General features: G+C 55.5%; 23 protein-coding genes. 6 read left to right on the top strand and 17 right to left on the bottom strand.

What is annotated here, in order from left to right; genetic code table 11:
- Positions 1-69: 69 nt before the first annotated feature.
- From dctP to R6258_RS00485, 5 genes are all read right to left on the bottom strand, one after another.
- On the bottom strand, positions 70-1,152 hold the full coding sequence (gene dctP / locus R6258_RS00505) for a TRAP transporter substrate-binding protein DctP (protein ID WP_318446169.1): 1,083 nt from the start codon (positions 1,150-1,152) through the stop codon (positions 70-72).
- 186 nt (positions 1,153-1,338) lie between these two features.
- Complete coding sequence (locus R6258_RS00500) at positions 1,339-2,106, bottom strand: AraC family transcriptional regulator (RefSeq protein ID WP_318446167.1); 768 nt, start codon at positions 2,104-2,106, stop codon at positions 1,339-1,341.
- A gap of 115 nt (positions 2,107-2,221) precedes the next feature.
- Positions 2,222-2,410 (bottom strand): hypothetical protein, encoded by a 189-nt coding sequence (locus tag R6258_RS00495; RefSeq protein WP_318446164.1) that lies wholly within the window; start codon positions 2,408-2,410, stop codon positions 2,222-2,224.
- 172 nt (positions 2,411-2,582) lie between these two features.
- On the bottom strand, positions 2,583-3,356 hold the full coding sequence (locus tag R6258_RS00490) for a DUF2182 domain-containing protein (protein ID WP_318446163.1): 774 nt from the start codon (positions 3,354-3,356) through the stop codon (positions 2,583-2,585).
- A gap of 17 nt (positions 3,357-3,373) precedes the next feature.
- Positions 3,374-4,006, bottom strand: a complete 633-nt coding sequence (locus R6258_RS00485) for a DUF1326 domain-containing protein (RefSeq protein ID WP_318446161.1) — start codon at positions 4,004-4,006, stop codon at positions 3,374-3,376.
- A gap of 276 nt (positions 4,007-4,282) precedes the next feature.
- Here R6258_RS00485 and R6258_RS00480 point away from each other — a divergent pair, with 276 nt between their 5' ends.
- The 5 genes from R6258_RS00480 (at position 4,283) to R6258_RS00460 (ending at position 11,224) form a co-directional block, all read left to right on the top strand.
- Entirely contained in the window at positions 4,283-5,452 is a 1,170-nt protein-coding gene (locus R6258_RS00480; protein ID WP_318446159.1) for an isovaleryl-CoA dehydrogenase, read from the top strand.
- 104 nt (positions 5,453-5,556) lie between these two features.
- The gene (locus R6258_RS00475) at positions 5,557-7,164 is read left to right on the top strand and encodes a carboxyl transferase domain-containing protein (protein WP_318446157.1); all 1,608 of its coding nucleotides are present in this window, start codon (positions 5,557-5,559) and stop codon (positions 7,162-7,164) included.
- A gap of 97 nt (positions 7,165-7,261) precedes the next feature.
- A complete protein-coding gene (locus tag R6258_RS00470) occupies positions 7,262-8,146 on the top strand; it encodes an enoyl-CoA hydratase-related protein (protein WP_318446155.1) in 885 nt (294 codons plus the stop codon).
- Positions 8,143-10,200, top strand: coding sequence for an acetyl/propionyl/methylcrotonyl-CoA carboxylase subunit alpha (locus R6258_RS00465; protein WP_318446154.1), 2,058 nt, complete (start codon positions 8,143-8,145; stop codon positions 10,198-10,200). The genes R6258_RS00470 and R6258_RS00465 overlap by 4 nt, the downstream gene beginning before the upstream one ends.
- Positions 10,201-10,324: 124 nt before the next feature.
- Entirely contained in the window at positions 10,325-11,224 is a 900-nt protein-coding gene (locus tag R6258_RS00460; RefSeq protein WP_318446153.1) for a hydroxymethylglutaryl-CoA lyase, read from the top strand.
- Positions 11,225-11,388: 164 nt separating this feature from the next.
- On the opposite strand, the gene R6258_RS00455 is transcribed toward R6258_RS00460, so the two are convergent.
- From R6258_RS00455 to R6258_RS00445, 3 genes are all read right to left on the bottom strand, one after another.
- Positions 11,389-12,126 (bottom strand): DUF4336 domain-containing protein, encoded by a 738-nt coding sequence (locus R6258_RS00455; RefSeq protein WP_318446152.1) that lies wholly within the window; start codon positions 12,124-12,126, stop codon positions 11,389-11,391.
- Between the two features lie 25 nt (positions 12,127-12,151).
- Entirely contained in the window at positions 12,152-13,144 is a 993-nt protein-coding gene (locus R6258_RS00450; protein ID WP_318446150.1) for an IS30 family transposase, read from the bottom strand.
- Between the two features lie 495 nt (positions 13,145-13,639).
- Entirely contained in the window at positions 13,640-14,473 is an 834-nt protein-coding gene (locus tag R6258_RS00445; RefSeq protein ID WP_318446148.1) for an oxidoreductase, read from the bottom strand.
- Between the two features lie 114 nt (positions 14,474-14,587).
- Between R6258_RS00445 and R6258_RS00440 the strand changes: the two genes are divergently transcribed.
- Positions 14,588-15,544: an AraC family transcriptional regulator gene (locus R6258_RS00440; RefSeq protein ID WP_318446146.1), complete on the top strand. Its 957-nt coding sequence runs from the start codon at positions 14,588-14,590 to the stop codon at positions 15,542-15,544.
- Between the two features lie 136 nt (positions 15,545-15,680).
- Here R6258_RS00440 and R6258_RS00435 read toward each other — a convergent pair whose 3' ends face one another.
- From R6258_RS00435 to R6258_RS00395, 9 genes are all read right to left on the bottom strand, one after another.
- Positions 15,681-15,905, bottom strand: coding sequence for a BrnA antitoxin family protein (locus R6258_RS00435; RefSeq protein WP_084649498.1), 225 nt, complete (start codon positions 15,903-15,905; stop codon positions 15,681-15,683).
- A complete protein-coding gene (locus R6258_RS00430) occupies positions 15,883-16,176 on the bottom strand; it encodes a BrnT family toxin (RefSeq protein ID WP_318446142.1) in 294 nt (97 codons plus the stop codon). The genes R6258_RS00435 and R6258_RS00430 overlap by 23 nt, the downstream gene beginning before the upstream one ends.
- Before the next feature lie 66 nt (positions 16,177-16,242).
- Positions 16,243-16,836, bottom strand: a complete 594-nt coding sequence (locus R6258_RS00425) for a GNAT family N-acetyltransferase (protein WP_318446141.1) — start codon at positions 16,834-16,836, stop codon at positions 16,243-16,245.
- A complete protein-coding gene (locus R6258_RS00420; RefSeq protein WP_318446139.1) occupies positions 16,802-17,095 on the bottom strand; it encodes a HigA family addiction module antitoxin in 294 nt (97 codons plus the stop codon). Before R6258_RS00420 ends, R6258_RS00425 begins: the two co-directional genes overlap by 35 nt.
- Entirely contained in the window at positions 17,095-17,373 is a 279-nt protein-coding gene (locus R6258_RS00415) for a type II toxin-antitoxin system RelE/ParE family toxin (RefSeq protein WP_318446137.1), read from the bottom strand. The genes R6258_RS00420 and R6258_RS00415 overlap by 1 nt, the downstream gene beginning before the upstream one ends.
- Positions 17,374-17,477: 104 nt before the next feature.
- On the bottom strand, positions 17,478-17,756 hold the full coding sequence (locus tag R6258_RS00410; protein ID WP_412176345.1) for a helix-turn-helix domain-containing protein: 279 nt from the start codon (positions 17,754-17,756) through the stop codon (positions 17,478-17,480).
- A 267-nt stretch (positions 17,757-18,023) separates the two neighbouring features.
- Complete coding sequence (locus R6258_RS00405; RefSeq protein ID WP_318446133.1) at positions 18,024-18,362, bottom strand: SH3 domain-containing protein; 339 nt, start codon at positions 18,360-18,362, stop codon at positions 18,024-18,026.
- Positions 18,363-18,446: 84 nt separating this feature from the next.
- Positions 18,447-18,995, bottom strand: a complete 549-nt coding sequence (locus R6258_RS00400; protein ID WP_318446131.1) for a hypothetical protein — start codon at positions 18,993-18,995, stop codon at positions 18,447-18,449.
- A gap of 604 nt (positions 18,996-19,599) precedes the next feature.
- Positions 19,600-25,266: an AAA family ATPase gene (locus R6258_RS00395; protein ID WP_318446130.1), complete on the bottom strand. Its 5,667-nt coding sequence runs from the start codon at positions 25,264-25,266 to the stop codon at positions 19,600-19,602.
- Between the last annotated feature and the right edge of the window lie 353 nt (positions 25,267-25,619).

Below are 25,619 nucleotides of genomic sequence, written 5' to 3'. Positions count from 1 at the left end.
GAATGCTGCGCTCAGGCAGCGAAGAAGGTAACGACCGGGGCATCTGCACGCCCCGGCCGTTGCTGCGGCTTACTGGCCGTAGCGCTGGTACGCCTGATCGGGCAGCGATTCACCCAGCGACTCGACTTCGGCAAGCATGTCGTCGACCAGTTGCGCATCCATGCCGTACTCGCCGACGATCCACTTCTTCCACGCCGGCCGGGCGATCTCGGCCATCTTGGTGCGCTCCTCGGTGGGCATGATGTAGCACTCCTTGAACAGCTCGCAGGACTTCTGCCAGCTGGCCGTGGCCAGTGCCGCCGAAGCGCCGTGACTGAGCGCTATCGCCTCGCGGGCCGATTCGGTGATCGCCCGCTGATACGCTTCCGGCAATTCCTGGTACCAGGCTTCGCTGACCACCCAACTGGCGCTGTTGTAGACGTGGCCGGTAAGCGTGGTGTAGTCGGTGACCTCGTCGAGCCCATAGGTGGTGTTGATCACCGGGGCGTTGAACTGGCCGTCGGCCAGCCCGGTCTCCAACGCCGTGATCAGCTCGCCCCACGGCAGCGGCGTGGCCGAGGCGCCCAGCGCACGCATGGTGGCGACGTGGGCCGGATTCTCCTCGGTGCGGATGTTGAGGCCCTTGAGGTCGTCGACGGTCTTAATCAGATGGTCGTTGTTGGTGAAGGCGACGAAGCCGCCGCCATCGTCGAAGGTTCCCAGGTAGCGCATGTCGGCGGCTTCGACGGTGCCCTTCATGAAGTTGGCGAACCACTCGCCGTCGAAGAACGCCCAGGCCTGGCGCCAGTTATTGAACAAAAACGGCGCGGTGACCACCTGATAGTCGCCGTAGAACGACGACATCGCTCCCGAGGTGAGAATCGTCGACTGCAGGGCGCGGCCGCCGGCCTGGACCTGCGAACCGGTTTCGACCTCCGAGCCCAACTGGCCGCTGCCGAAGATCGAGACCGCGACCTCGCCGTCGGTGCGCGACTCGACCAGTTCCTTGAAGTGGACCAGGGCCGGATAGATGCTGTTGTTGCTCAGGTTCTCGGGGATCAGCGTGGCGATCGCCATCTCGTATTCCTGGGCCTGGGCGGCGGTGCTCAGCGAGATGGCAAGCGGCAGTGCGGCCACCGCGGCACCGGTAGCGAAGAGATTGCGTAGCGACATGAGGGATTCCTTGCTTGGCTTGTTGTTGTAGCGTTCATCGAGAACGATTGTCTTTTAGACTAGCCAATCACGGCGCCCGAGACTTGCCCGGGCCTCGGCAGTTTTTGCCCCAGACTCTTGAGTTGTGCCGCTCATGTCAGGAAATGCGCCTCGCCGGCGAGCGCGGACAGTACCAGTCCGCCTCGCTCAGTGGCGCCGATGCAGCGAGGGCGGCACACCATAGATGCGCCGGTAGGCGCGCGAGAAGCTGCCCTGGTCGAGGAAGCCGACCTGGGCGGCGATGGCGCCCAGCGAGAGTGAGGTGCATTCGATCAGGCCACGCGCATGGGCCAGGCGGCGCTGCTGGACGTAGGCCTGCGGCGTCATGCCCAGCGACTCGCGGAAACAGGCGTGGAAGTGGCCGGGGCTCAGCGCGCAGAGTGCCGCCAGGGCGTCAACGCGGATCGACTCGCTAAGATGGGCGTCGATGTAGCGCTCGATGCGCGCCAGCTCGATGCGCTCGCGCCCCTCGCTGCACGCCGAAACCGCTGCCAGCGTCTCGTCGTGCAGGTTGAGATACAGCGCACGCAAAATCAGCGTGGCGATCTCGCTGTGCAGCGCCGGATGCAGTGCGACCTGGGGTAGAACGCCCTCGGCCAGGCGATGCAACTGCGGAGGCACGGCGAAGAAGCGCGGACTTTCGAACAGCCGCTCGACCTCGCCGGCGCACGAGACCCGCGCCAGGTCGACCAACGGCACGTCGAGTACCAGGGTCTGGTTCTGCCCGTCGCCGATGTACTCGTGATGATAGGTCGAGGGAATCAGGCAGCCACGCTCACGGGTGATCCGCTCGCCGCGGCCCTCGATGGTCAGTTCGGTTACACCCGACGTCGCCAGTATCAACTGGTGAAAGGCATGTTCGTGTGCAACATGATGTTGTGTCAGCGTGCAGGCACGCAGATTGAAGAACGCCATGACAGTGGGAATTCCACATCGCCGACCGAAGCCAATCCTCTCACCATACCCCCGCCGGCCCGGTGACAGAAGCCGACGGAAATTCCACGCTCGCCAGCCAGCTGGCTACTACTACTCAGCAATTGCCCTTCTTGGCCTGGCCCGGCGGACAGAAGCCACCATGACGGTGATCCCGGTCATGGTCGTGGTGGCCATCGCCGATTTCGACGATCGGCTCGGGATCGATCCGCGCCGGCGTGTAGCTGCACCCGGCCACGATCAACCCAGTCAGTAGAACAAGAGTCACGGCCATCCAATGTCGCATGAGGTTCTCCCCTTTTTCGTACGAATTTCGTATGAGCAGTGCCCGGTAAGCTTACCTGTAAACACACCGTTACCGGGAGTCGCCAAGCAGCGACAGAGAATGCGGGAATTCGTCGGCGAGACCGCGTGCGTGAGCACGGCGCTTGGTTGCAAGCTACCGAAACCGGAGCAGATCAGTAAACCGTCATTAGAACGACGCTGCCCCACACCACCAACGCAGCGCCGGTGGTCCAGCCTAGCCAATGCCCGGCTGGAGCCAGCTTTTCCATCAGCACCAGAAGCGCGAGCCCGGCGATCCACAGCAGATTCATGACGCCGCCGACGAATAGCAGCAACATGAGTACCCAACAGCAACCGAGGCAGTAGATACCGTGGCGAAAGCCCATCGCGAACGCGCCACGCAGCCCTTCACGCCAATGTGTGAGCACGAAGTCCAGGGGCGAGCGGCAATGCCTGAGACAGGCATGCTTGAGTGGCGTCCATTGGTAAATGCCGGCAGCGATCAACACCGCACCCGCCAAGGCCGTGCTGGTCGTCTGCATCATCGGTGAAAGCAGTGCGGCCCTCTCCAGGGCGAACTGCAGCACGACAGCCGCCAGGCTGAACGCCGTCCAGATCGCGATATAGCCCAGCGAGAACATCCCCGATGCGGCCATGCGCCACGCCGATGAATGCCTCGCTCGGCCGATGGCCACGAAGAGCAGCAGCAGCGGCGCAGCGCCAGGCAGCATCATCGCGACCATCATGATGGCCCACATGGCCAGCAGCGTCAGCGCATGGGCCGGCGTCCACGCGACAGGCGCCATGGCCATTTCGCCTGCCATTCCCGTCATGACACCTGCGCCCACAACCAGGTAGGCCCAACACAGGACGACGACGACCAGCAGCACGGAAGCCACGAGAGTACGGTCGTGTCGTAGCGCCCTTTCTAATAGCGACGTCGCCATTGCCGATCTCGCCTACGCTATGCTTCGACGCCCTCGGGTGTCTGCACGACATGCGCCAGCGTGCTGTGCGCCCCCTGCGTGGTGAACGCAATCGCACCGCTGCTTTGGATAGTGGCGCAGGCGACCTCGCCCTTGTTGTGCTCGAACCCTTCCGGCATGACGACCTGGATACGGTGGGGCTTGTCGGTCACGGGATTCCTGATCGGTTCCACATCGCTTTCGAGTATGCCGGGGATGGAAAGACGTGCGGTTCGAGCATCCTCATCGAACTCGAAGATTACCGGAGCAAACACCGGGTCGTGCATCGTCGTCACGATGAGACTGAAGATATGGAACAGCGTCCCTTCCGCAGAGTGTTTTCCGGACATGATTTCAAGCAGCGCCTCGCGCTGTTCCGGGCTGGCTCGCTCGTCGATGATCGGCTGTGCCTGGCCGTTTCCTTCATGTAGCGGCCCGGGGAAATGCACGACGACGGAGAAACTCAGATCGTCCAGGCGGGTGCGTTCGTAATGCCCCTTGGTAATGTGCATGCCCAGTAGCCCCTTGCACTCACCGTTTGTCGGCGGTGCATTGAAGTCGCAGGGACAACCGAATGCGCAATTGCAGTTCTTGAGCCACTCTCCTTCTAGACGCCAATCTATCTGTGCCATGTTCGAAACCTCCCCCGACTTAGGGTCGAGTTTCCAGCGCTCGGCACGGTCGGAGCATATTGTTGTAAGGGATCGATGGACCTTGCGTCCATCGAAGCCAGTATAGTTCGTCCCTTCCGATCCGCCCGATTCCAGCAGGCAAATCGCGGCACTCCATCCCAGAATATGGGGTGACATTTGCGACCAAAGCTCTACTTTACGTTAACGTCAACCAAAACTATGCTGGCCGAAATGGACAGCCGGCCAATGCGGCCAGCCGATGCACAGGAGTCGACTATGTACGCCCCCTACTCGCCGCTGGATTTCGGTCTCGATGAAACCCTCGACATGCTGCGCGATCAGGTCAACGCCTTCGCCCGCGACGAGATCGCCCCGCGCGCCGCGCAGATCGACCACGACAACGTCTTCCCCGACGACCTGTGGAAGAAGTTCGGCGACATGGGCCTGCTCGGCATCACCGTGCCCGAGGAGGACGGCGGCAGCGGCATGGGCTACCTCGCCCACTGCATCGCCATGGAGGAGATCTCGCGGGCCAGCGCCTCGGTGGGCCTGTCCTACGGCGCGCATTCCAACCTGTGCGTCAACCAGATCAAGCTCAACGGCAGTGCCGAGCAGAAGGCCAGGTACCTGCCCGGGCTGATCAGCGGCGAGCAGGTCGGCGCGCTGGCGATGTCCGAGCCCGGCGCCGGCTCCGACGTGGTGTCGATGAAGCTGCGCGCCGAGAAGCACGGCGACAAGTACGTGCTCAACGGCAACAAGATGTGGATCACCAACGGGCCCGACGCCCATGTGCTGGTGGTCTACGCCAAGACCGACCCCGAGGCCGGCTCCAAGGGCATCACCGCGTTCATCATCGAGCGCGACTTCCCCGGTTTTTCCACCGCGCAGAAGCTCGACAAGCTGGGCATGCGCGGCTCGAACACCTGCGAGCTGGTGTTCGAGGATTGCGAGGTGCCGGCGCAGAACATCCTCGGCGAGGAGAATCGTGGCGCCAAGGTCTTGATGAGCGGGCTGGACTTCGAGCGCACCGTGCTCGCCGCCGGGCCGATCGGCATCATGCAGGCGGCGATGGACGTGGTGGTGCCCTACATCCACGAGCGCAAGCAGTTCGACCAGGCCATCGGCGAGTTCCAACTGGTGCAGGGCAAGGTCGCCGATATGTACACCACGCTGAATGCCTGCCGCGCCTACCTGTACGCCGTGGCCGGCGCCTGCGACCGCGGCCGAGCCTCGCGCAAGGATGCCGCCGGGGTGATCCTCTACTGCGCCGAGAAGGCGACCCAGGTGGCCCTGGATGCCATCCAGCTGCTCGGCGGCAACGGCTACATCAACGAGTACCCCACCGGGCGGTTGCTGCGCGACGCCAAGCTCTACGAGATCGGCGCCGGCACCAGCGAGATACGGCGGATGCTGATCGGGCGTGAAATTTTCAATGAATCGGCATAAACCCAGCCCCGCGCCACGGGCTTCGGGCCACGAACCGCTCGTAGCTCGTAGCTCGTAGCTCGTAGCTCGTAGCTCGTAGCTCGTAGCTCGTCAGAGGATCTTTCATGGCCATATTGAGCACCCAGATCAACCCACGCAGCGAGGCCTTCCAGGTCAACGCCGCGGCATTGCGCGGCGAGGTCGACAAGCTGCGCGAGCTGACCGCGACCATCGCCCGGGGTGGCGGCGAAAAGGCCCGCGAGCGGCACGAGTCGCGGGGCAAGCTGTTCGTGCGCGACCGCATCGACCATCTGCTCGACGAGGGCTCGGCGTTTCTCGAGATCGGCGCGCTGGCCGCCCACGAGGTCTACGGCACCGAGGTGCCCGCCGCCGGCGTGGTCGCGGGCATCGGCCGGGTCTCCGGGGTCGAGTGCGTGATCGTCGCCAACGACGCCACGGTCAAGGGCGGCACCTATTTTCCGCTGACCGTGAAGAAGCACCTGCGCGCCCAGGAGATCGCCCGCAAGCACCGTCTGCCGTGCATCTATCTGGTCGACTCCGGCGGCGCCCACCTGCCCCACCAGGACGAGGTATTCCCCGACCGCGACCACTTCGGGCGCATCTTCTACAACCAGGCCACGCTCTCCGCCGAGGGCATTCCGCAGATCGCCGTGGTGATGGGCTCGTGCACCGCCGGCGGCGCCTACGTGCCGGCGATGGCCGACGAATCGATCATCGTGCGCAACCAGGGCACCATCTTCCTCGGCGGCCCGCCGTTGGTGAAGGCCGCCACCGGCGAGACGATCAGCGCCGAGGACCTGGGCGGCGCCGACGTGCACGCCAAGATCAGCGGCGTCGCCGATCACTACGCCGACAACGACGCCCACGCCCTGCAACTGGCGCGCCGCGCGGTGTCACGCCTCAATTGGCAGAAGCGCGGCGAACTGACAATGAAGGAGCCCAAGCCGCCGCGCCTCGACCCCGCAGAGATCTACGGCATCGTCGGTACTGACCTCAAGAAGCCCTATGACGTGCGCGAAGTGATCGCGCGGCTGGTCGACGATTCAGACTTCGACGAATTCAAGCGCTACTACGGCGACACCCTGGTCACCGGCTTCGCCCACCTGCACGGCCACCCGGTGGGCATCGTCGCCAACAACGGCGTGCTGTTCTCGGAATCGGCGCAGAAAGGCGCGCACTTCATCGAGCTGTGCGCCCAGCGCAAGATCCCGCTGGTGTTTTTGCAGAACATCACCGGCTTCATGGTCGGCTCGAAGTACGAGCAGCAAGGCATCGCCAAGCACGGCGCCAAGCTGGTCACCGCGGTGGCCTGCGCCAAGGTACCCAAGTTCACGGTGCTGATCGGCGGCAGCTTCGGCGCCGGCAACTACGGCATGTGCGGGCGCGCCTACGAGCCCAATCTATTGTTCATGTGGCCCAATGCGCGCATCTCGGTGATGGGCGGCGACCAGGCCGCCAACGTGCTGGCTCAGGTCAAGCGCGAGCAGCACGAGCGCGCCGGCAGCGAGTGGAGCGAGGACGACGAGACCGCCTTCAAGACGCCGATTCGCGACCAGTACGAGCACCAGGGCCACCCCTATTACGCCAGTGCGCGGCTGTGGGACGACGGCGTGATCGACCCGCTGCAGACCCGCGACGTGCTGGGCCTGGCGTTGAGCGCGGCGATGAATGCCGAAATCGAAGAAACCAAATTCGGCGTATTCCGGATGTAAGACCGCAAGCGAGGCAGCGAGCTGCGGGCCACGGGCTCCGAGCAGCTCGAAGCTCGAAGCTCGAAGCTCGAAGCCAACATGAAGATGAGAGGCCGTCATGGCAGCCATACAAGATACTTTCACCCGGTTGGAAATTGACTCCCGCGGCGTCGCCTGGCTGACACTCGACAAGCCCGACGTTCACAACGCCTTCGACGATGCGCTGATCGATGAACTCAACGCCCATCTCGATCGCCTGCATGGCGCCGCCGAGCGTGGCGAGGTGCGCGTGGTGGTGCTGGGTTCGCAGGGCAAACACTTCTCCGCCGGCGCCGATCTCAACTGGATGAAGCGCATGGTCGACTACGGCGTCGATGCCAATCTCAAGGATTCGCGCCAGTTGTCGCGGCTGATGCACCGCCTCGATACCCTGCCCTGCCCCACGCTCTGCCGGGTGCAGGGCGCGGCCTACGGCGGTGCCGTGGGGCTCGCCGCCTGCTGCGACCTGGTGATCGCTTCCGAGGCGGCACGCTTTTGCCTCTCCGAGGTCAAGATCGGCCTGTCGCCGGCGGTGATCAGCCCCTATGTGCAGCGCGCCATCGGCGAACGCCAGATGCGCCGCTTCGCGCTGACCGCCGAGGTGATGGACGTGACCACCGCCCAGGTGCTCGGCCTGGTGCATGAAGTGGCCGGCAGCGACGAGCTCGACGAGCGCGTGGCGGTCTACATCGACACCCTGCTCGTTGCCTCGCCGCAGGGCCAGCGCGCCACCAAGGCCCTGCTCGCCGAGGTCGCCCGCGAGCCGGACTCGGACGCCACCCGCGAGCGCTGCTGCCGCACCATCAGCGAGCTGCGCGTCAGCGACGAGGGCCAGGAGGGCCTGAGCGCCTTCTTCGACAAGCGCGCCCCCGCCTGGCAGCGCGGCGACGACTCTTCAGATGACAGTCACGACGCCAGTCACGACTCCACCGATGCTAGTCATAGAAAGGAGCCGCGCTCATGAGCCTGGCCAACGCGCCGCGAGCGCTGAACAAGCTGCTGATCGCCAACCGCGGCGAGATCGCCTGCCGGGTGATCCGCACCGCGCGCCGCCTGGGCATTGCCAGCGTGGCGGTCTACTCCGATGCCGACGCCCTGGCGCGGCATGTGCGCGAAGCCGACGAGGCGATACGCGTCGGACCCGCCGCCGCCCGCGACAGCTACCTGAACGTCGAAGCGGTGATCGAGGCCGCCCGGCGCACCGGCGCCGACGCCATCCACCCGGGCTACGGGTTCCTCTCCGAGAACGCCGACTTCGTCGCCGCCTGCGAAGCGGCCGGCATCGTCTTCGTTGGCCCGCCGGCCAGCGCCATCGCTGCGATGGGTGACAAGTCCGCCGCCAAGGCGCGCATGGACACCGCCGGCGTGCCCCTGGTGCCGGGTTATCACGGCGGCGACCAGGCGAACGAGCACTTGCAGGCCGAGGCCGAGCGCATCGGTTACCCGGTGCTGCTCAAGGCCAGCGCCGGCGGCGGCGGCAAGGGCATGCGCGTGGTCGAGCGCGGCGCCGATTTCCAGGCCGCGCTGGACGGCTGCCGGCGGGAATCCCGCGCCGCCTTCAACGACGACCGCATGCTGATCGAGAAATACCTGACCCAGCCGCGCCACGTCGAGGTTCAGGTGTTCTGCGATAGCCACGGCCATGGCGTCTACCTGTTCGAGCGCGACTGCAGCGTGCAGCGCCGGCATCAAAAGGTGCTGGAAGAGGCGCCCGCGCCGGGTATGAGCGAGGAACTGCGCCGCGAGATGGGCGAAGCCGCGGTACGCGCCGCCCAGGAGATCGGCTACGTCGGCGCCGGCACCGTCGAGTTTTTATTAGACGCAGATGGCCGGTTCTACTTCATGGAGATGAACACCCGCCTGCAGGTCGAGCACCCGGTCACCGAGATGATCACCGGCGAGGACCTGGTCGAATGGCAACTGCGCGTGGCCGCCGGCCTGCCGCTGCCCAAGACCCAAGACGAGCTCACCATCAGCGGGCACGCCTTCGAGGCGCGGCTCTACGCCGAGGACCCCGAGCAGGATTTCCTGCCGGCGACGGGCACGCTCGCGCGCTTCGGGCTGGACCTGGCCGGTGCAGGGCTGGACGCCGAGCGCGTGCGGCTCGACAGCGGCGTCGAAGCCGGCGATGCGGTGTCGATGCACTACGACCCGATGCTCGCCAAGCTGATCGTCCACGGCGACGACCGCGCCCAGGCGCTGGCCACGCTCAATCGCGCGCTGGCCGCGCTGGATGTCAGCGGCGTGGTCACCAACCGCGCCTTTCTACAACGCCTGGCGAATCACCCCGCGTTCGCCGAGGCCAAACTCAGTACCCGCTTCATCGAACATCATGAACAGGCACTGTTCGCTCCGGCAACGCTCGACGAAGCCGACTACGCGCGTGCCGCCCTGGTCGCGCTGGATTGCCTGCATAACGAGGCCGCCAGCGATTCGCCCTGGCAGCGCCGCGACGGCTGGCGGCTCAACGCCCCCGCCCGGTTGCGCATCGCCCTCGCCGCGCCATCGCATGGTCGCGATGCCGCCGACAGCGAGACGATCGTCACCGTGCTCGCCGAACGGGAACCGAGCCAGAACGACTGGCAACTGACGGTACGCGACCGGCGCTTTAGCGGAAATTTGCAACGCCTGGAAGGCGATAGCGTCGCGCTGACCCTCGACGGCCATCGCCGCCGGTTGCTGGCACGCCGCGACCGCGACAGCCACGGCGAGACGCTGGTACTCGCCGATGCCCACGGCGAAACCCGCCTCGCCTGGCGCCGGCTCGACGCCGTCGACCACGGCCAGCACGAAGTCGACGCCACCCTCACCGCGCCGATGCACGGCACCGTAGTCGCGTTGCTGGTCGAGCCCGGCCAGCGCGTCGAGAAAGGCCTGCCGCTAATGGTGATGGAAGCGATGAAGATGGAACACACCCTCACCGCCCCCGCCGATGGCGCGGTCGAAGCATTTCATTTCGCCGCTGGCGATACGGTGGGACAAGGGGAGGTATTGCTGGAGTTCGCCGCGGACGAATAGCGCCGAGTAATGCCGGGTCTCGTGGGAGGGAACTTGTTCCCGATACAACGCCTCGCGTTGCCCGCACAATGAATTCAGCGCCAAAATCGAGTCGTCAGCGCGATAGACCTATCAGGAGGTACCCATGCCCTTCCCCAAAGCCGTCCGCCTGGTCGAGGTCGGCCCCCGCGACGGCCTGCAGAACGAGCCCGAGCCGATCGATACCGCCACCAAGCTCGAACTGATCGACCGCCTCGGCGCGGCGGGCATCCGGCATATCGAGGCAGCAAGCTTCGTCTCGCCCAAATGGGTGCCGCAAATGGCCGATCACCGCGAGGTGATGACCGGCCTCACCCGTCGCCCGGGCGTCATCTACTCGGCACTCACCCCCAACCTCAAGGGGCTGGAAGCCGCGCTGGAATGCGGCATCGAGGAAGTCGCCGTGTTCGGCGCCGCCAGTGAGAGCTTCTCGCAGAAGAACATCAACTGCTCGATTGCCGAATCGCTGCAACGCTTCGAACCGGTGCTGGAACGCGCCAAGGCCGCCAATGTACGCGTGCGCGGCTACGTCTCCTGCGTGCTCGGCTGCCCCTACGAAGGCGAGATCGCCCCGGCCAAGGTCGCCGACGTCTCGAAGGCGCTTTATGAGATGGGCTGCTATGAAATCTCGCTCGGTGACACCATCGGCACCGGCACCCCGCTCAAGGCCAAGCGAATGATCGAGGCCGTGAGCCGCGACATCCCCATGGAGAAGCTCGCCGCCCACTTCCACGACACCTACGGCCAGGCACTCGCCAACCTCTATGCTGTGCTGAAAGAAGGCATCGCCGTGATCGACAGTTCGGTCGCCGGCCTCGGCGGCTGCCCCTACGCCAAGGGCGCCTCCGGCAATGTGGCGAGTGAAGATGTGGTGTATCTGCTGGATGGGCTGGGTATCAAGACGGGGATTAACCTAAAAAAGCTAGCGGAAACCGGCACCTGGATCACTCAGGTTATTGAGAGGCCTAACCGGTCGAAAGTGGGCATAGCATTGGCCGCGAAGTAAGTGTCCATGGAAATAAAAAAACCCCGAGTCAGTGGTCAGACTCAGGGCTTTGATTGTCATGGTGAAGTTTTTCTTGCTGATAGTGATTAACGCAGAATTCAGCGGCTCGTCCGCTGTAATGCTTTGTTATCCACAGCGCCGAGGTAAACTTACGCCAAATAGCTCTAGACCAAAAATTTGCGAAAAGCACGCTTCAACTCCCTTACACCGTTGCTCTCGAACCACTTTCCATGAGCAAGAATTATTCTGTCGGGCTTCCAGGAAATCATTTCCATAACCAGTTGTGATAGATGCTCGCGACGCCGTTTGAAGCTTGCCGCCATATCGCGGGGCATTCCACCATTTGGGGCACAAACACCGCCAAGCTTGAGCAAAGGTCGTGTCCACCAAGGCATTTTGTGTTTTTCAAAATTTTCAATGAGGTCGGTCAGAATGAGTGTCCGGGTTGCCCGGTGAAAGAAAACCACCTCTCGATGATAACCCGACTCGGCGATTCTTTGATCAATTTCGTTTGTCCAATACGCAGCGGATTCGTTGCTCAGTTGCTCATCAAAAAGCAATTGAACTCCTCTGCTCACAGCTCGTTCCACAACGCCAGGACTAACGAACGTCAAAGCACCAGGAAAACGCTTCTGCCAAATCGGAACCCATGAATAGTGTATCCAGTTTGGTGCAATCAGGTAACGCACAGGACCAATAGTGGATATCGCCTTATCGAGTTCATCGTGGATAGCTATGGGTGAATGCACCCAAACATCGCCGTTGGATAAACGAACAATAGTCATTCTGGTAGGAAAAGGAATCCCATAAAACCTGACCCACGACCCATCTACAATCCAAATGTCTGGTGCAACCGCTTTTAGGTTATAAAGCGGTTCATAGCCTGTGGGATAGTCAGCCACTCTTTTCCCTCCTTAGAACTTGGATTCAACCAATAAGCGCAGCACCTGCGGTTTTCACTGCACCTGAATATTCACCGAGAAATACCTGGGCCGGTGTCCGATAACCCAGGCGCTTCCTGGGTCGGTTATTGAGCTGCTCTACCACGCGTCGTAGCTCGGCATCGCTCACCCTCCGGAAGTCGGTACCCTTCGGAAAGTACTGCCGAATCAGCCCGTTGGTATTTTCGTTTGTTCCCCGCTGGCTGGAACGGTAGGGGTCGCAGAAATAGACATCAGCGCTTATGGCCTGGGCCACTTGCCGATGTTCGGCGAACTCCGAGCCGTTATCCAAGGTGATGCTTTTTACGGCACCCCGGCGAGGCGTTAACAGCCGAATCATGGCTTTGGCGGTTCCCCGTGCCGCCATGTGCGGCAACCTGGCGGCCAGCAGGTAGCCATTACGGCGCTCAACCAGCGTCACCAGCCCGGAAGCTTTGTGCCCCTTGAGGATCGTATCGCCTTCCCAGTGGCCGATATGCAGGCGGTTCTCCACCTCAGCGGGGCGGTGTTCAATGCCCACACGATAAGGGATCTTGCCGAGCCCGGCTCGTTTAGCCAGATGCCGATGATAACGACGCTGTTGAGGTAGCCGCAGCGCCTTCCAGAGATTGCCGCCATGGGCCTTGTCATCTCGAATCAGCGAATAGATCCATTCATGGCTGACTCGGGTGCCATTGGCGTTGGCCATGAAACCGCTGATCTGTTCAGGACTCCATTCGTCCCGCAGCTGTCGGGTTATCCAACGGATCAGGCTGGGCAAGCGCTTGGTCGTCTTCCAGGCAAGCCGGCGTCGCCGGTCGCTGAGGGGCTGGGCCTGCTCCGGATCATAACCATGGCAGACAGCGTTGCGACGAATCTCCCGACTGATCGTGCTGCTGTGGATGCCAAGCTCACTGGCGATCTGGCGCTGGCTTGCCCCGGCCTCAAGACGGGCGAATATCTGATATCGTTGCTTCTGGGTCAGCTGTCGGTATCCCATGCTCTGCTTCACTTTGGTCGGTGAGCCGAGAAGGGTACCGGCGCTGGCCCTCCTGCCTCTACCGTGTGGTCCAAAGTGCTGCGGTTATTCTATGAATCCAGGGAATTATTTCTTATAACTTATGGACTGCTCAGTGGTTGCCCCCGCTAACGCCCCCAACACGCGCAGCTTTGTGGTGAGGGCGAAGCCGGAACAAAAAAACTGTCGCTGTGCTTGGCATTGTTAGGAGCTCTTTGAGTAAAGCATCGATGCTCCATTCAGGAACCTCCCTCGAGTAGCTCTTTTAACGTTTGGAGGTCTTTAGTAACTGCTTGCTCATCGTCCGCGAATTGATCTTCGGACATCCCAGGTTACCTCAATAAGGTGACTATGAATTCGCCTCCATCACCGTTCGGTACGACCCGCATCGGGTTGTGAACTACCAAGCCTGAATCAAGTTCAACATCATGATCCATGCGGGTCTATGTGCGGGGTGGAGCACATTGTGCTGCGCCTTCAGCCATCGGTTGAGCGTGTTAGCGTTTCCCATTCTCTGATTTCGTCGGTAAGCGCCGACAATTTTTTGCGCACCAGTTCCAGCGCATCACTTCCCAGCAACAGATGCTCCGGCGGCGTGTCGCTGGCTATTGCAGCCAGCATTGCACGCGCGGCTTTTTGAGGATCACCCAGTTGCTGACCGCTTTTCTCCTCGCGGGCGTTACGGATTGGATCGAACTGCGCGTCGTAGTCAGGGATGGAGCGTGGCGTGCGGGACATCGAACGGCCAGCCCAATCGGTGCGAAACGAGCCGGGCGCCACAGCGGTGACGTGAATGTTGAAGGGTTTAACTTCTTTGCCAAGTACCTCGGAAATACCTTCCAGCGCAAATTTACTGCCACAGTAATAGGCAATGCCCGGCATCGTGATAAAACCTCCCATCGACGTGATGTTGAGGATGTGGCCACTCCGACGTGTGCGCATGTATGGCAACACAGCTTTCGTCACGGCGACCGCGCCGAATACATTCACATCGAACTGTCGACGCATCTCGGCTATCGGGGATTCCTCCATAATACCTTCGTGGCCATAACCGGCATTGTTGACGAGAATGTCGATCGCGCCAACGTTCGCCTCAATTTCGGCTACGACACCATCAATGGCATCGAAGTCGGTCACATCAAGCACACGGCCCACTGCCTTCGCGGGATCGAGCTCTTCGAACGCTTGCCTGGCCCGTTCGCTGCGGACCGTGCCGACCACGTGATGGCCGCTAGCAAGTGCTTCCTGAGCCAGCGCCTGGCCAAAGCCGCTGCTAACCCCGGTGATAAATAAGAGTTTGCTGTTAGACATTACATATAGCTCCTGTGCCTCAGTAGAAGATGCACATTACGCTGTTGCATTGCCTTATTTTAGGCTCATAATTCTTATACTATTGCCTATTCTAATAATTCCAGTTGGTATCGCATGGAAAAGACTTTTCCCTCTCCGCAGGCGGCTGAACAGCGGGACATGGTGACGTTGCTTCAGGCGCTGGCGCCGGAAGAAGGATACAACCTCACGGCCCTGCCTGATGTACGCATCCTGCGTTCGGATCGCCCCTTGTCGCGTACCCCCGTTCTATACGACCCCGGTATCGTGATAGTTTGCCAGGGACGAAAGCGGGGTTATTTCGGCGATCAGGTTTATCTTTACGATGAGCAGCACTATTTGGCAGTCGCGGTGCCGGTGCCCTTCACGATGGAAACTGAGGCGACACCTGAACACCCACTGTTAGCCATTTACATGCATCTGGATTTTCAGCTCGCAGCGGAACTGATGACCCAGATCGACCACCATCAGGCCCTCGCCCAGGAAAACGCGGCCCAGAGTCTAATGTCCAGCCCCATGGATGCTGCTTTGCGGGTGTCCGTGACACGTTTTCTCGAAACAATGAGTCAGCCGCTTGAGGCGAAGATTCTCGGCCCCGCGCTGGTGAGAGAACTGTATTTTCGTGTGCTCACCGGTGCGCAGGGCAATGCCATGCGTGCAGCGCTAGCAATGCAGGGGCAGTTCGGGAAAATCGGCAAGGCGTTACGTCATATCCACACGACCTACGCTCAGCCGCTAAATCTGTCGCAACTGGCCAGCGAGGCCGGTATGAGCGTTCCGACGTTCCTTAATCACTTCAAAGCCATTACGCACACCTCACCAATGCAGTACGTTAAATCCACGCGACTGCATCAAGCGCGACTGCTGATGGTTCGTCAGGGCATGACGGCAGAGGCCGCCTGCCATGCCGTCGGCTACTTGAGTGCTTCGCAATTCAACCGGGAGTTCAAACGGCTTTTCGGCTTGACGCCCGCCGCCGAAACGAAGCGGATGCGGGAGAACTTCGCGTTGCCGCCAGCTTTTGCCAAGTCTGATTACGTCTCGTCACATTGAGGTGGATCTGAGTTTAGGCGCACCACTAAGCTTATGCAGCCTTGCCTCTTAACGCTCGGCTCTGCGGCGGGCAGAAGTGGAGGCCATTTTTTGGCCGGAGCTTTTGCCTGTCCGACAGCAGCCGTTTGTTAACAGTTTATTGCCACTCAATTTTGAGGTCTTTATGTGACTGTGCGCAGTCGCGCAGATAGAGATTGATGAGGCTCTGATACGGAAGGTCTTTTTCCTCAGCCAGATTCTTGAAATACGCGACGGTATCTTCATCCAGCCGGATCGTAACCTGCTTCTTAAGCTTCTTGGCGTATGGGTTCTTAACGGATTCTGAAAAATCGTAATGATCACGCATGTCTGTACCCTTCATAAGTCTTTCGTTCTCGCTTGTCCGCTTTCCGCGCAGAAATGATGCGAATGGTCTCACCGTCTCTAACGCAGTGGCACACCACCAGCAAACGAGAATGGATGCTCGTACCGAGAAGTATGAACCGATCCTCCTCATCAGAATGGTCTGGATCCGCTATAAGTCGGCCGAACTCGTCTGTAAAGGCGGTTTTGGCCTCGTGAAACGAGACGTCATGCTTCTTGCGATTAGCGGCATCCTTGCGAGGATCCCAGTCAAAGGTAAGATGGCTCATGCATTACATTGTAGTTATACTGTACGTATTGTCAAGGCGCCGTGTCAGATACTGTTAACGCCCAACTCAACCGCCGCCGAAGGTGGTCGGTTGCAGTTGCTTGTTAGCGCGGCCGGGCTCCCGAAGCATGAAATAGTGAATCTCGTTTTCGGACACCACACGGAAGCCATGCCTCTTGTAGAGTGAGCCTACCGGGTTCCACTTAAGGTACTCTAACCGAATCTTTTGCCTTGACCCGTCACACCCAGCGATGACTTGCTGAAGCACCTCAGTTCCTAGTCCTTTGCCACGGAACGCGGCGGCTATATAGAATTCGCCGAAACGCAAAGTATCTCCTTCATCCGTGAGGGATAACGTTCCTATTCGGTTATCCCCACACATGATTACCGACCATGGTTTCTCGGACCATCGTTGGTGATGAATAGAGCGTTGAAGATCGTCATCCCATCCCCATCTTGCCGAAATGTGAGAGCACATCGCATCTTTCTTTACCTGGTACGCGAAGTCAAATTCGTCGGCCTGTGCCGGTCTTAGGTTTAGATTCATACTTTCAATCGCTAACGCTTGGCTTGCGGCGTCCGTGCGCGCCAGCGCAGGCGCAGGCGCGCACGGCAACAGCCACTGGTTAAGCTGCTTCGAAGTCCAGGGGATGGATTCCATCCAGGTTGACCGTGTTGCGGACCACCCAAAGGTCGTACATGTCCTGCATCGCCAACCAGCTCTCAGGAGTACGCCCGAGAACCTTGGATAGCCGAAGCGACATTTCCGGGCTAATACCACTATCCCCTTTGAGCAGCCGAGACAACGTGGAGGGTGAGACCCCCAGACTGGACGCAAGCTGACGGGAACTGATACCGAAAGGCTCCAAGTATACTTCCCGAATGAATTCACCAGGATGCGGCGGACTATGCATAGTCATTAGTGATAATCCTCATAATCAAGAATGTAGGCGTTGCCGTCATGAAATTCGAACGTCATGCGCCAATTTCCGTTAACCCGAATCGACCACCGCCCTTTGTCTCTACCCCTCAATGGATGAAGCCTAAAACCAGGGATGTCCATGTCTTCCACCGAAGTGGCGGTATCCAAAGCAGCCAGCTGCATGCGCAGCTTCTTGGCGTGATCCAGCTGTATGCCAGACGTGCTGCCGGTCGAGTAGAACCGTTTCAGTCCTTTGTGACGGAAGGATTTAATCATGAGAGAATGCTAGCATGTTGCGCACCACGCAACAACCAAGCTTAACGCCTGGCCTTGCAGCGGGCCGGAGCGCCAGCGCAGGCGCGTCCGACAGCAGCCGCTTGTTAACTCCTGAGCTCGAGGTCTTCCCGGATGACCTCTGGATGGCGGAAAGCGATCTCGATGAGCACTTTTGCCGGGCCGGAGGGTTTACGCCGACCTTGCTCCCATTCCTGCAAGGTACGCGGAGAAACATGCAGTACCTCAGCAAACTCTATCTGGGTCAGACCAGTTTTCCCGCGGGTCTCTGCAACCTCGTTAGGCTTCACGCGACTGACTCGTGCAGCTTTGTAGTGAAGGCGAAGCTGCAACGAAAAAGCTGTCGTCGTGATTGGCTTGGTTATGCATTCCCCTACGCTCTTATTCTCGCGGCAAGTTCTGCTAAGACATCATCGTCTTCACGTTTATAGTCATGAGACGAAATGTAACCTTCGTAGTGGTCGAAGTATTTGTTCACACTAGAAGCGATAGGTTTGAACTCTGAGCCTTGGCCCGTGCCGTGCATAGGAAATAGTTTCGCGTGCAAATGACTGCAATTTGTAACGCCCGCATCAACGGCGTCCGGAACGCAGTGTAGGGCGTCCGGCCGCGTGGCGAATTGCGTGCGTTTGTTATGCATGTTTTAGCACCGCTGTTGGGAGCCAGCCATACTGCCCTCTGATGTTCAGGCACCACGCCCAGCCATCAAGCTGTTTCAGCGCTTCTACCAACTCTCCTGCCTCTGCGTTTCGCTCTTTAGCGGAGTAGCCCGTGTTTGCGATCGCCGCCTTGGGTCCCGAGAGCTCAAGATATTTCAAAGGAGCCCAACCTGTGTTCCCGTCTGCTGTCGTGACCCTGACCCAGCCAGGGTATTCGTCATCAATATCACCGAGGCAGACCACATCACCTTCCTCGAAAGCGATGGGACTAGGATATGCCGACCTATATGTTTTCAGGACTTGAGTTTTCATGTTGGCAATGCATAAAGCTTGGCTTTGCGGCGTACCGGAGCGCAGCGTAGGTACGTCCGACAACAGTCACTGGTTAGGCACTTATTAGATTGGCTCTTTATCTTCATTTATCTTAAGCACCCCGCCTTCATATACGAAAAAAGCTGTTGTCACGTCTACAAGTTGACGGGCAGCCGGGTGAGCCGAGGAATACTTGGTGACAACGCGGAGTACGAAGTCAGTTTCATTAGGATCATGCCGCTTCAGAATTGGAGCGAAATCCGAGACACACTGATTTATCTCGGGAGGATCTAACTCTTTAAAGGACGCAGGCGGGATTTGGCCTACCTTTATTTCGCCAGCCTCTTCGGCAGAGTATTTATTCCCAGCCCACATTCGAAGTACGAAATCGACCTCGCATTCTGGCGCTGAAATGTCACTTTTGTTTCTTATGATGATTTTTACCTTGTCTTCACCCGGCAAAAGTTCCGCAGAAAGAATCGGATAGTATTCCATCATCTCCTTCCGCTGATGAAGCTCAGTGTACTCTCTTGAATTACGATTGGTGTCTCTCCGCGCAAGGTAAGAGTTCCAAAGCGCAAATATCGATACAGCGAGCGGAACGATAAACTTCCAATCTATAAAGTTTTCCAAAACTCCTCCTGCCTAACACCCGGCGCAGCGGGCAAATTAAAGCGAGGAACGAGCGGCAATTTGATCCACCTGCCACCGCTTGTTAACTCTGCACCAACGAAATAGCCCTCGTCACTTTGTAGCTAATGCTCTTTCGAGGTCTCCTATATCTAGGCAAAGGGTCATAATAGAGCCCGCCTTGACGAACTACCCAGTGCCTATATTTTTCTTGGTACACCACAAATAACAGGCAAATTGCCTCAGTCCTCGGCTCTGAATTATGAAGAGTTGTATTGCCATGACCTAATGCGGCCTGCATTTGCTTAACCTGGACATTGCCATTAGGCAGCACCCAGTCGCGTTTCTTCATCTTGGCGAACGAGGATTCGTAGTCAGAATAACCTTGCACCATTGCAAAGCATGCTACTCCGCAACCAGTATCTGTACTTGGCTGATTGATAAGCTTCATAGAGTTAACGCCGCCAACTCGCGCAGCTTTGAAGTGGAGGCGAAGCCGCAACGGAAAAGCTGTCGCTGTGCTTGGCTTTGTTAGCGCCAGTATCTAGCTCAATGAACATTAATAATCAACTTTAAAGAATAAACTATACTAAATATTCTCATAAAACTAAACTGGCGAAATAGCAAACGTTTTAATTGGCTCCGAAGCGTGAGCAAAATCACGCCTGTCAACACAAGTCATCTCGGCAATTAGATAATAATTTCCGCCAGTTTGTCTTTTGAATTTTTCAAAAAAATCTTTCGATACTGAAAAATAGGTTCCAAGAGAGTTGCCTATGTCTCGGTGATGGACTGGATACCATTGGTTTACCCAGTATCTCCAAGCGCCATTACTTATGCTGCCGCCGAAATACTCTACGCTAGATTCGCTTTGGTTTACTGTGATTATTGGTAAGTTTCCTACGGAATATGTAGGTCGAAAATAGCCTCTCGATAGCCAATCAGTTTCCCACCTACCAAAGGAGGAAGGCCAGGTCCATTTGGCTAAAGGAAATATGCCTAGCTCAGAATTCCGTACATGATCAATTGAATCAAAAATCATCCTAGGGTCGTCAATTTCAGAGCTTTGAAGAAGAATTAGAATGACCTTTAGATCAAGGCATACTCCAGTGTGGTTTCTTAAGATGGGGCCGTTGGCATGAAGCAATATTTCATTAGGAGAAGCAGCAAAATCTGCTAAATATCGCTCAAGTTCATTCTGCCCGGGCAAAGAATCATCTTTGCTCAAATTACCTAATACTGGCCAACTGTATGGTGGATCGGAAGGAGATAGATTTACAGCAATAGAGCCAAATGGTAATGCCTCTTGTGCATATGAATAGCAAACCTCGGAAGGGATGGAGTGCTTGTGCATAGCATAAGCTAATGTACGAAGGAATGCAGACACTATGGAGGTCTCTGCACGCCATGAGAAGCTTATTTGGATTCTATCCTGACGGTAAAACTGATCACCGCAAAAATCATATGGGTCAAACATGTAGCATGGCCTTCTCTCCCATACTTTCTCCCATTCAAGAAGGAAATGCTTCTCAAGCGGTATATTGTGCTTCTGTTCAAGCTCTTGAATAATACCTATAAATCTCAGGGGAACGCCGTTGGCATACTTGTCATACTTGGCTTTATTTGGAGTTAAATTATCGGAGAAAATAGAATATAGAATTGATAAGTCACCTCGCTCTTCATCCATCAAATCTAATGACTTCAATAGTGCATCAGAAATAGGTGAAGGGTATTGAATTACTTCTGTAACCTCTTCTTCGGTAAAGGGGGGAGTTTCGACAAGTAACAATACAGATAAAAAATCTACGATATCAGCCTCGTAGGTCTGCTGATTCAAATAATGTAAGTATAAGTCACGAAATTCGATATTTGAGTCATCTTGTAATAGGGCTGCTATTTGCTTGGCTGTTAGGAGTCGGGCGTATCTATCGGGCCACTTGAAGTGCAATAGAGTTAGATGGAATGGAATATTCTGGATTGATACAGGGTCGTCATACCAATACAGTTTGGTCAAAGGAAGATGCGCTATATCACCTTCAAGGCTAGTTACCATAGTTTCAGTAATCTCGGCAGCTAGGGCAATCTGTCCCGCTGAGACCAAATATGTAACAAGCTGAGTAGAAGGAACGACTATATTCTCATCCCTCTGTAGGCTGGAAGAGCCTGGTGCCATCGTATCGCGAAGGAGGTTTTCCCAATGCATGCTGTAAGTATTGCCATACTCCCTTAATGCCTCTTCTGATCCAGAAGAAAAATAAGGGTTCCAGCAATTGTTTAGTTTGATATTCCTGACAGCCCACTTATAAGCTGCATTCTTTCCCTCGGTTTTTTTGCTTAGCAAGAAAATTTGATGTAAGCACCTATTCAGTTCGTAATCTGATTTGCTTTGGTCATAGTAGTCGCTGAATGCAGTGAGGATGGAGCTCGCTTGGCCTTGATCAGCCCAATAGTTAATCCAGTCCGAAATAAACTTTTCACGAATCTGGTATGAAACTGAATGTAAGGCTGCCGTAAAATCAGTAAGGTTGGCGGGGTGTATAGTGGATGCTTCAGGACATCCTGTGTTGACATCTTCGTTAGTGGAAGAGCGCTCTCTTGGCGGTGGAGGCATGCCTCCAAGAATGTGGCACTGGTCTTCGTAAATACCTCTCAGAACATCATTATCTTTGCTTCTTTCATCTAATGCTGTCATTGCATCAAATGTTGTCATGCACTTTAAAAATGAATGCTCTGGCTGCGTAGAAAGTGAAGATGACTTTACGAAACTCTCAAGTATAAGATGTGTTTTATGCCAATTTTCTTCTGATAGATGATAATCAAATTCGTCTACAAGGCGTTCTGGGTTGTGCTTTGCCAATAATTTAGTGAACCATCCGGGAATATGTCGAATTTCTCGCTCTGAAAAATCAAAGACATCAGTTGTGAAAGTTGTTACTCGTTTTAGCCAATAAGAAACTTGTGAGCAGTTTGAATCAGAGCATTCCTGTATCGCTTCAAATACCTCATGTAAAGTAATGTCTTTTCTATGGCCATAACCGACTGTATTGAGCGCGGTACGTTCTAGAAATTTCGCGGCTTCATCGTAAAAGCCAAGGTTGACTGCCAACTTTGCCAGATCAAGACTGTCATTTGCCAATGTTGCAGTATCATCTCTCCGGAGCATCTCGGCATCAAACAATTTGGAGAATTCTAGAGATGCAGCTTCTTTAGGGAAATTGAAGATTGAGTTTTGAGTGGCAAGATCAAAAAACACGCGAGAATCCCACCAAATACTTTTGGACAGGGCGCCTAGCTGATCTTGATTAAGGTTTCCGAATTCATCAACAGAGTTGCATAAGATGTTTAGATGAATCGAGATTTTGGCTAATGCCTTTCTAATCCGGAAAAGGACTGCGGTGATTTGATAGCCCATTAAAAAATTATCTGGGCGTTCGAGAATGACAAAAGAATCATACAAATCAGATATCTTGAATTCTTTGCCTTGCTTGAGTGTTTTAGCAGTATTGAATGATGCAAAACGGAAGGTTAACCATGCGTTTTTGAGAAATTCCTGAAGATTCGTTGGAATGGTGAACTTCGGAGTTTCAATATCTGGGCAATTATTGAAGTTTGATACAAGTGTGCTAAAAAAGTATTCATAAAACGGAAGATGGCGGGTGTCTTCATACTCAACAGGGCATTCAATTTCTTCAAGTTCGCCTATTTGAGGTTCGTTTCCAGCTAAAAGTTGATAGAGCAAATACATGCTGGACTTCGCGTCTCCAACTTTAGGGTTAGTGGCTTCGAGTGCGGCGCCTTCAATACTTGCCGCTAAAACTATTTCATCGTAGATGGCCGGAGCAATATCTTCTGGAATTTCAAAGCGGGATAAATCAAGGAGTAAGTGCCTATGCCCGTATTGAACAAGTAGTTCAACGATTTTTAGGAAGGAAGAAGCCTTATCATTCAGCCTTCCATAGAAATCGTTTATGCGCTCTAAATCAGGATTGTTATAGCTAGTCAGCGTATGAAGATAGTCATCGACTAGGGTGTTTAGAGTCTGGTAATGATTTGAGTCTTCCTGGCGGGCATAAAAACGAATTCTTCGATAGATTTCCTTGGCGCAGGCATCAACGACCCTTTCGTCTTTGTCCTGGAAATGTTTGGCTACGATTGCGATTTCATTGTCTGAAATAATTCTTAGGTTGTCGGCTCGCCAAAGAAGCCCAAAATTGTCTTGCGAGATACTAAGTGAGCAATCGAGAAAATCACTGAAGTCCTGAATCTGAAACTGCGGTCCATTCAGCAGTCTCATTTTTAATATCCGTAGTCTTAATAGTTCTGGATATAGACTTCTTTCAAAAGCGATGCGTTCGGCGATGTTAAAAATGTGCTCGATGTGCTCTAAGGGGTAGCCCTTACAAAGCGATTGTACCAGCCAGTCTCTAGTGGCTCCTTGTAATAGCGGGGCTGCATTCCCTAGATTGGCTTCAATAATCCACTCCCAGCCCCACTTCCAATACTCAGGCGCATGTGTATTGATCCAGGTTTGAGAGATTCTATTTAGCCTATCTTTTGATTGAGCGAAAACATCCTTACGCTTTAAATATACGAATAGACTGCTATGAAAAGGATTTATACCACTTAATCTCTGCTCAACGAGGTGTTGAATTTCAGAAAAGCTGTTTTGAAAAATAAGGCTGTCGTGAAAGCAGTAGCCTAGGTGGGTTTTGTCTGGCCAGGAAAAATCGGCATTCGCTATAAGAAGAAGAATTTCTTTTGCGCTCTCAGAAAGCTGCACCCATAAATTCTCGTAGTACGCATGTATGTCTCCGTCTGGGCAGGTCGGAAGTTTCTCCACATCATATTTATTTGTTTTGTCATTTGTTAGCTGCAGGCTGTTCAGGGAATAAAGAATATGGAGAGGGTATCCATGAGAAATGTCCAACAACGCTTGTGATATTTCTACAATTTCACTACGTTGATGCTCATCATCACCAATTACATTAAGTTCTTCGCCAGACACTAGGAAGTCAATTCTTGACTTAATGGCTTCAAGACCCATGGAGGGGATGTCTAGCCAGGATTTATCCCTTGGTGCTGAGCGTAACAGTGAATTGGGGAGGTGCGCGTCGCTTATCGGCTGCGTTCCGAATAGCAAACAAACCTTATCTTTGAAGGGGATAATCCGATTAACTAAGTGTTCGAGTTGGCTTATATCCGATCTTTCACGATAAACATGATCTAACCCATCAATAATGATAACTAGAGTTTTGTTGTCTTCCGCAGCTTTATCTGCCGCTTTACTTATCCAGGTCTCAAGCTGCTGGGGGTCAAATTTGTCACTATCGAAGTCGTTGGGATAAAGGGTTTTGATCTGACTTTGTAAAGACTGAGCTGCATTATTAAAAGCAATTCTGTCGCCTATAAATTGGGGTGATAAATAGTAGTGGTGTCTAATTACAGGTGTCTTCTTCTCAATTAGTTCGTCAGTTAAGAATGATAAATATGTGCTCTTGCCCATGCCCGGTAGGCCTGAGATAACTGAACTACCTTGCTTGGCTGTTCTATTCAATATTTCGGTATGAAAATCGTCTGTGGGAGGTGTATACCCGCCTGGAATTTCAAAAAACTGGGAAATTGTTTTTCTAGTTCCCAGAGATAAGATTTCGTTTATATGTCTAAGATAAATTTTGCCATCTGGTGATGGTTCGTTTTTTCTTGTAGCCCAGCGTTCAATAGCTTTCAATAATTGGAGCCAGCTTTCATTGCTAGCATGGTCTGGTACAAGCGAGTCATGCAGTTTAAGTTCTAAGTCGTCAATTGCCTTTTGGCTATGTTCAAAAATTAGTGTTGCGAAAAAATCCCTTGCCTTTTGCTCTGTTCCTAGCTGGCCAGATATTTTGGACTTAATATCATCGGGTATGAGGGAGTAGTCTATTTTGTCTTCTTTTAGACAATTTGAAATAATCTGGTCAGGTATTCTGTTTGTAATAAGCTTCGCAATGGATATTGTACTGGAAGTACCAAACTTCTCGATGTCGGCTGACCATTTTTCTATAAGAGATGTGCCATTGCCCTTCTTCTTGAGTAGCCAGTCAAAATCTAAACGCAAATCTTCACGTTCAAAATCAATTGTGAATTTGACTTGGTAGAGCTCATATTTTCCACTGGCTGTGAAGCAAATAACATCATCAAGGCTCTTTACATGGCCAAGCCCTTGATTACCCTCTATGCTTATCCATTGATACTTCTCTGGTTCGTGAAACCAATTTATCAGTGTACGAATACACATAAGGTCTTGGTACGTGTACCCGACTCGAGTTAGTTGCGTTGGTTTAATTTTGGAGGTTGTGACCAAAAGAAGTATCCTACTTATGACTTCGGCTCGCTAACGCCTGTAGCTGCGGCAAATTGCGAGCGCAGCGAGTAATTTGTCCGACAGCCTACACTTGTTACGCGCTGCCACTTTCAGCTAAAACCTTGATGATAGCGACTGCACCACCTATAACTGCCACCCATATTGGTATTAGCACCGTCCACCTTTGACTGCGCCGAATTTGCCTATCATGTAGTTCTATTGCCGAATTTAATAGCGCCTGGGTATGCTCGGGAGATAGTGGTGGTCGCTTTTCCCCGCTTTCATTC

This window comes from Halomonas sp. HP20-15 (genome assembly GCF_033446685.1).
Taxonomy (GTDB): Bacteria; Pseudomonadota; Gammaproteobacteria; order Pseudomonadales; family Halomonadaceae; genus Modicisalibacter.
Note: the sequence above shows the minus strand (reverse complement) of the source record. Positions and strands in the feature narration are given on the sequence as shown.

Coding starts and splice junctions, on each gene's coding strand:
- dctP (WP_318446169.1), bottom strand. CDS start 1,152: ATGTCGCTACGCAATCTCTTCGCTACCGGTGCCGCGGTGGCCGCACTG.
- R6258_RS00500 (WP_318446167.1), bottom strand. CDS start 2,106: ATGGCGTTCTTCAATCTGCGTGCCTGCACGCTGACACAACATCATGTT.
- R6258_RS00495 (WP_318446164.1), bottom strand. CDS start 2,410: ATGCGACATTGGATGGCCGTGACTCTTGTTCTACTGACTGGGTTGATC.
- R6258_RS00490 (WP_318446163.1), bottom strand. CDS start 3,356: ATGGCGACGTCGCTATTAGAAAGGGCGCTACGACACGACCGTACTCTC.
- R6258_RS00485 (WP_318446161.1), bottom strand. CDS start 4,006: ATGGCACAGATAGATTGGCGTCTAGAAGGAGAGTGGCTCAAGAACTGC.
- R6258_RS00480 (WP_318446159.1), top strand. CDS start 4,283: ATGTACGCCCCCTACTCGCCGCTGGATTTCGGTCTCGATGAAACCCTC.
- R6258_RS00475 (WP_318446157.1), top strand. CDS start 5,557: ATGGCCATATTGAGCACCCAGATCAACCCACGCAGCGAGGCCTTCCAG.
- R6258_RS00470 (WP_318446155.1), top strand. CDS start 7,262: ATGGCAGCCATACAAGATACTTTCACCCGGTTGGAAATTGACTCCCGC.
- R6258_RS00465 (WP_318446154.1), top strand. CDS start 8,143: ATGAGCCTGGCCAACGCGCCGCGAGCGCTGAACAAGCTGCTGATCGCC.
- R6258_RS00460 (WP_318446153.1), top strand. CDS start 10,325: ATGCCCTTCCCCAAAGCCGTCCGCCTGGTCGAGGTCGGCCCCCGCGAC.
- R6258_RS00450 (WP_318446150.1), bottom strand. CDS start 13,144: ATGGGATACCGACAGCTGACCCAGAAGCAACGATATCAGATATTCGCC.
- R6258_RS00445 (WP_318446148.1), bottom strand. CDS start 14,473: ATGTCTAACAGCAAACTCTTATTTATCACCGGGGTTAGCAGCGGCTTT.
- R6258_RS00440 (WP_318446146.1), top strand. CDS start 14,588: ATGGAAAAGACTTTTCCCTCTCCGCAGGCGGCTGAACAGCGGGACATG.
- R6258_RS00435 (WP_084649498.1), bottom strand. CDS start 15,905: ATGAAGGGTACAGACATGCGTGATCATTACGATTTTTCAGAATCCGTT.
- R6258_RS00430 (WP_318446142.1), bottom strand. CDS start 16,176: ATGAGCCATCTTACCTTTGACTGGGATCCTCGCAAGGATGCCGCTAAT.
- R6258_RS00425 (WP_318446141.1), bottom strand. CDS start 16,836: ATGGAATCCATCCCCTGGACTTCGAAGCAGCTTAACCAGTGGCTGTTG.
- R6258_RS00420 (WP_318446139.1), bottom strand. CDS start 17,095: ATGACTATGCATAGTCCGCCGCATCCTGGTGAATTCATTCGGGAAGTA.
- R6258_RS00415 (WP_318446137.1), bottom strand. CDS start 17,373: ATGATTAAATCCTTCCGTCACAAAGGACTGAAACGGTTCTACTCGACC.
- R6258_RS00405 (WP_318446133.1), bottom strand. CDS start 18,362: ATGAAAACTCAAGTCCTGAAAACATATAGGTCGGCATATCCTAGTCCC.
- R6258_RS00395 (WP_318446130.1), bottom strand. CDS start 25,266: ATGTGTATTCGTACACTGATAAATTGGTTTCACGAACCAGAGAAGTAT.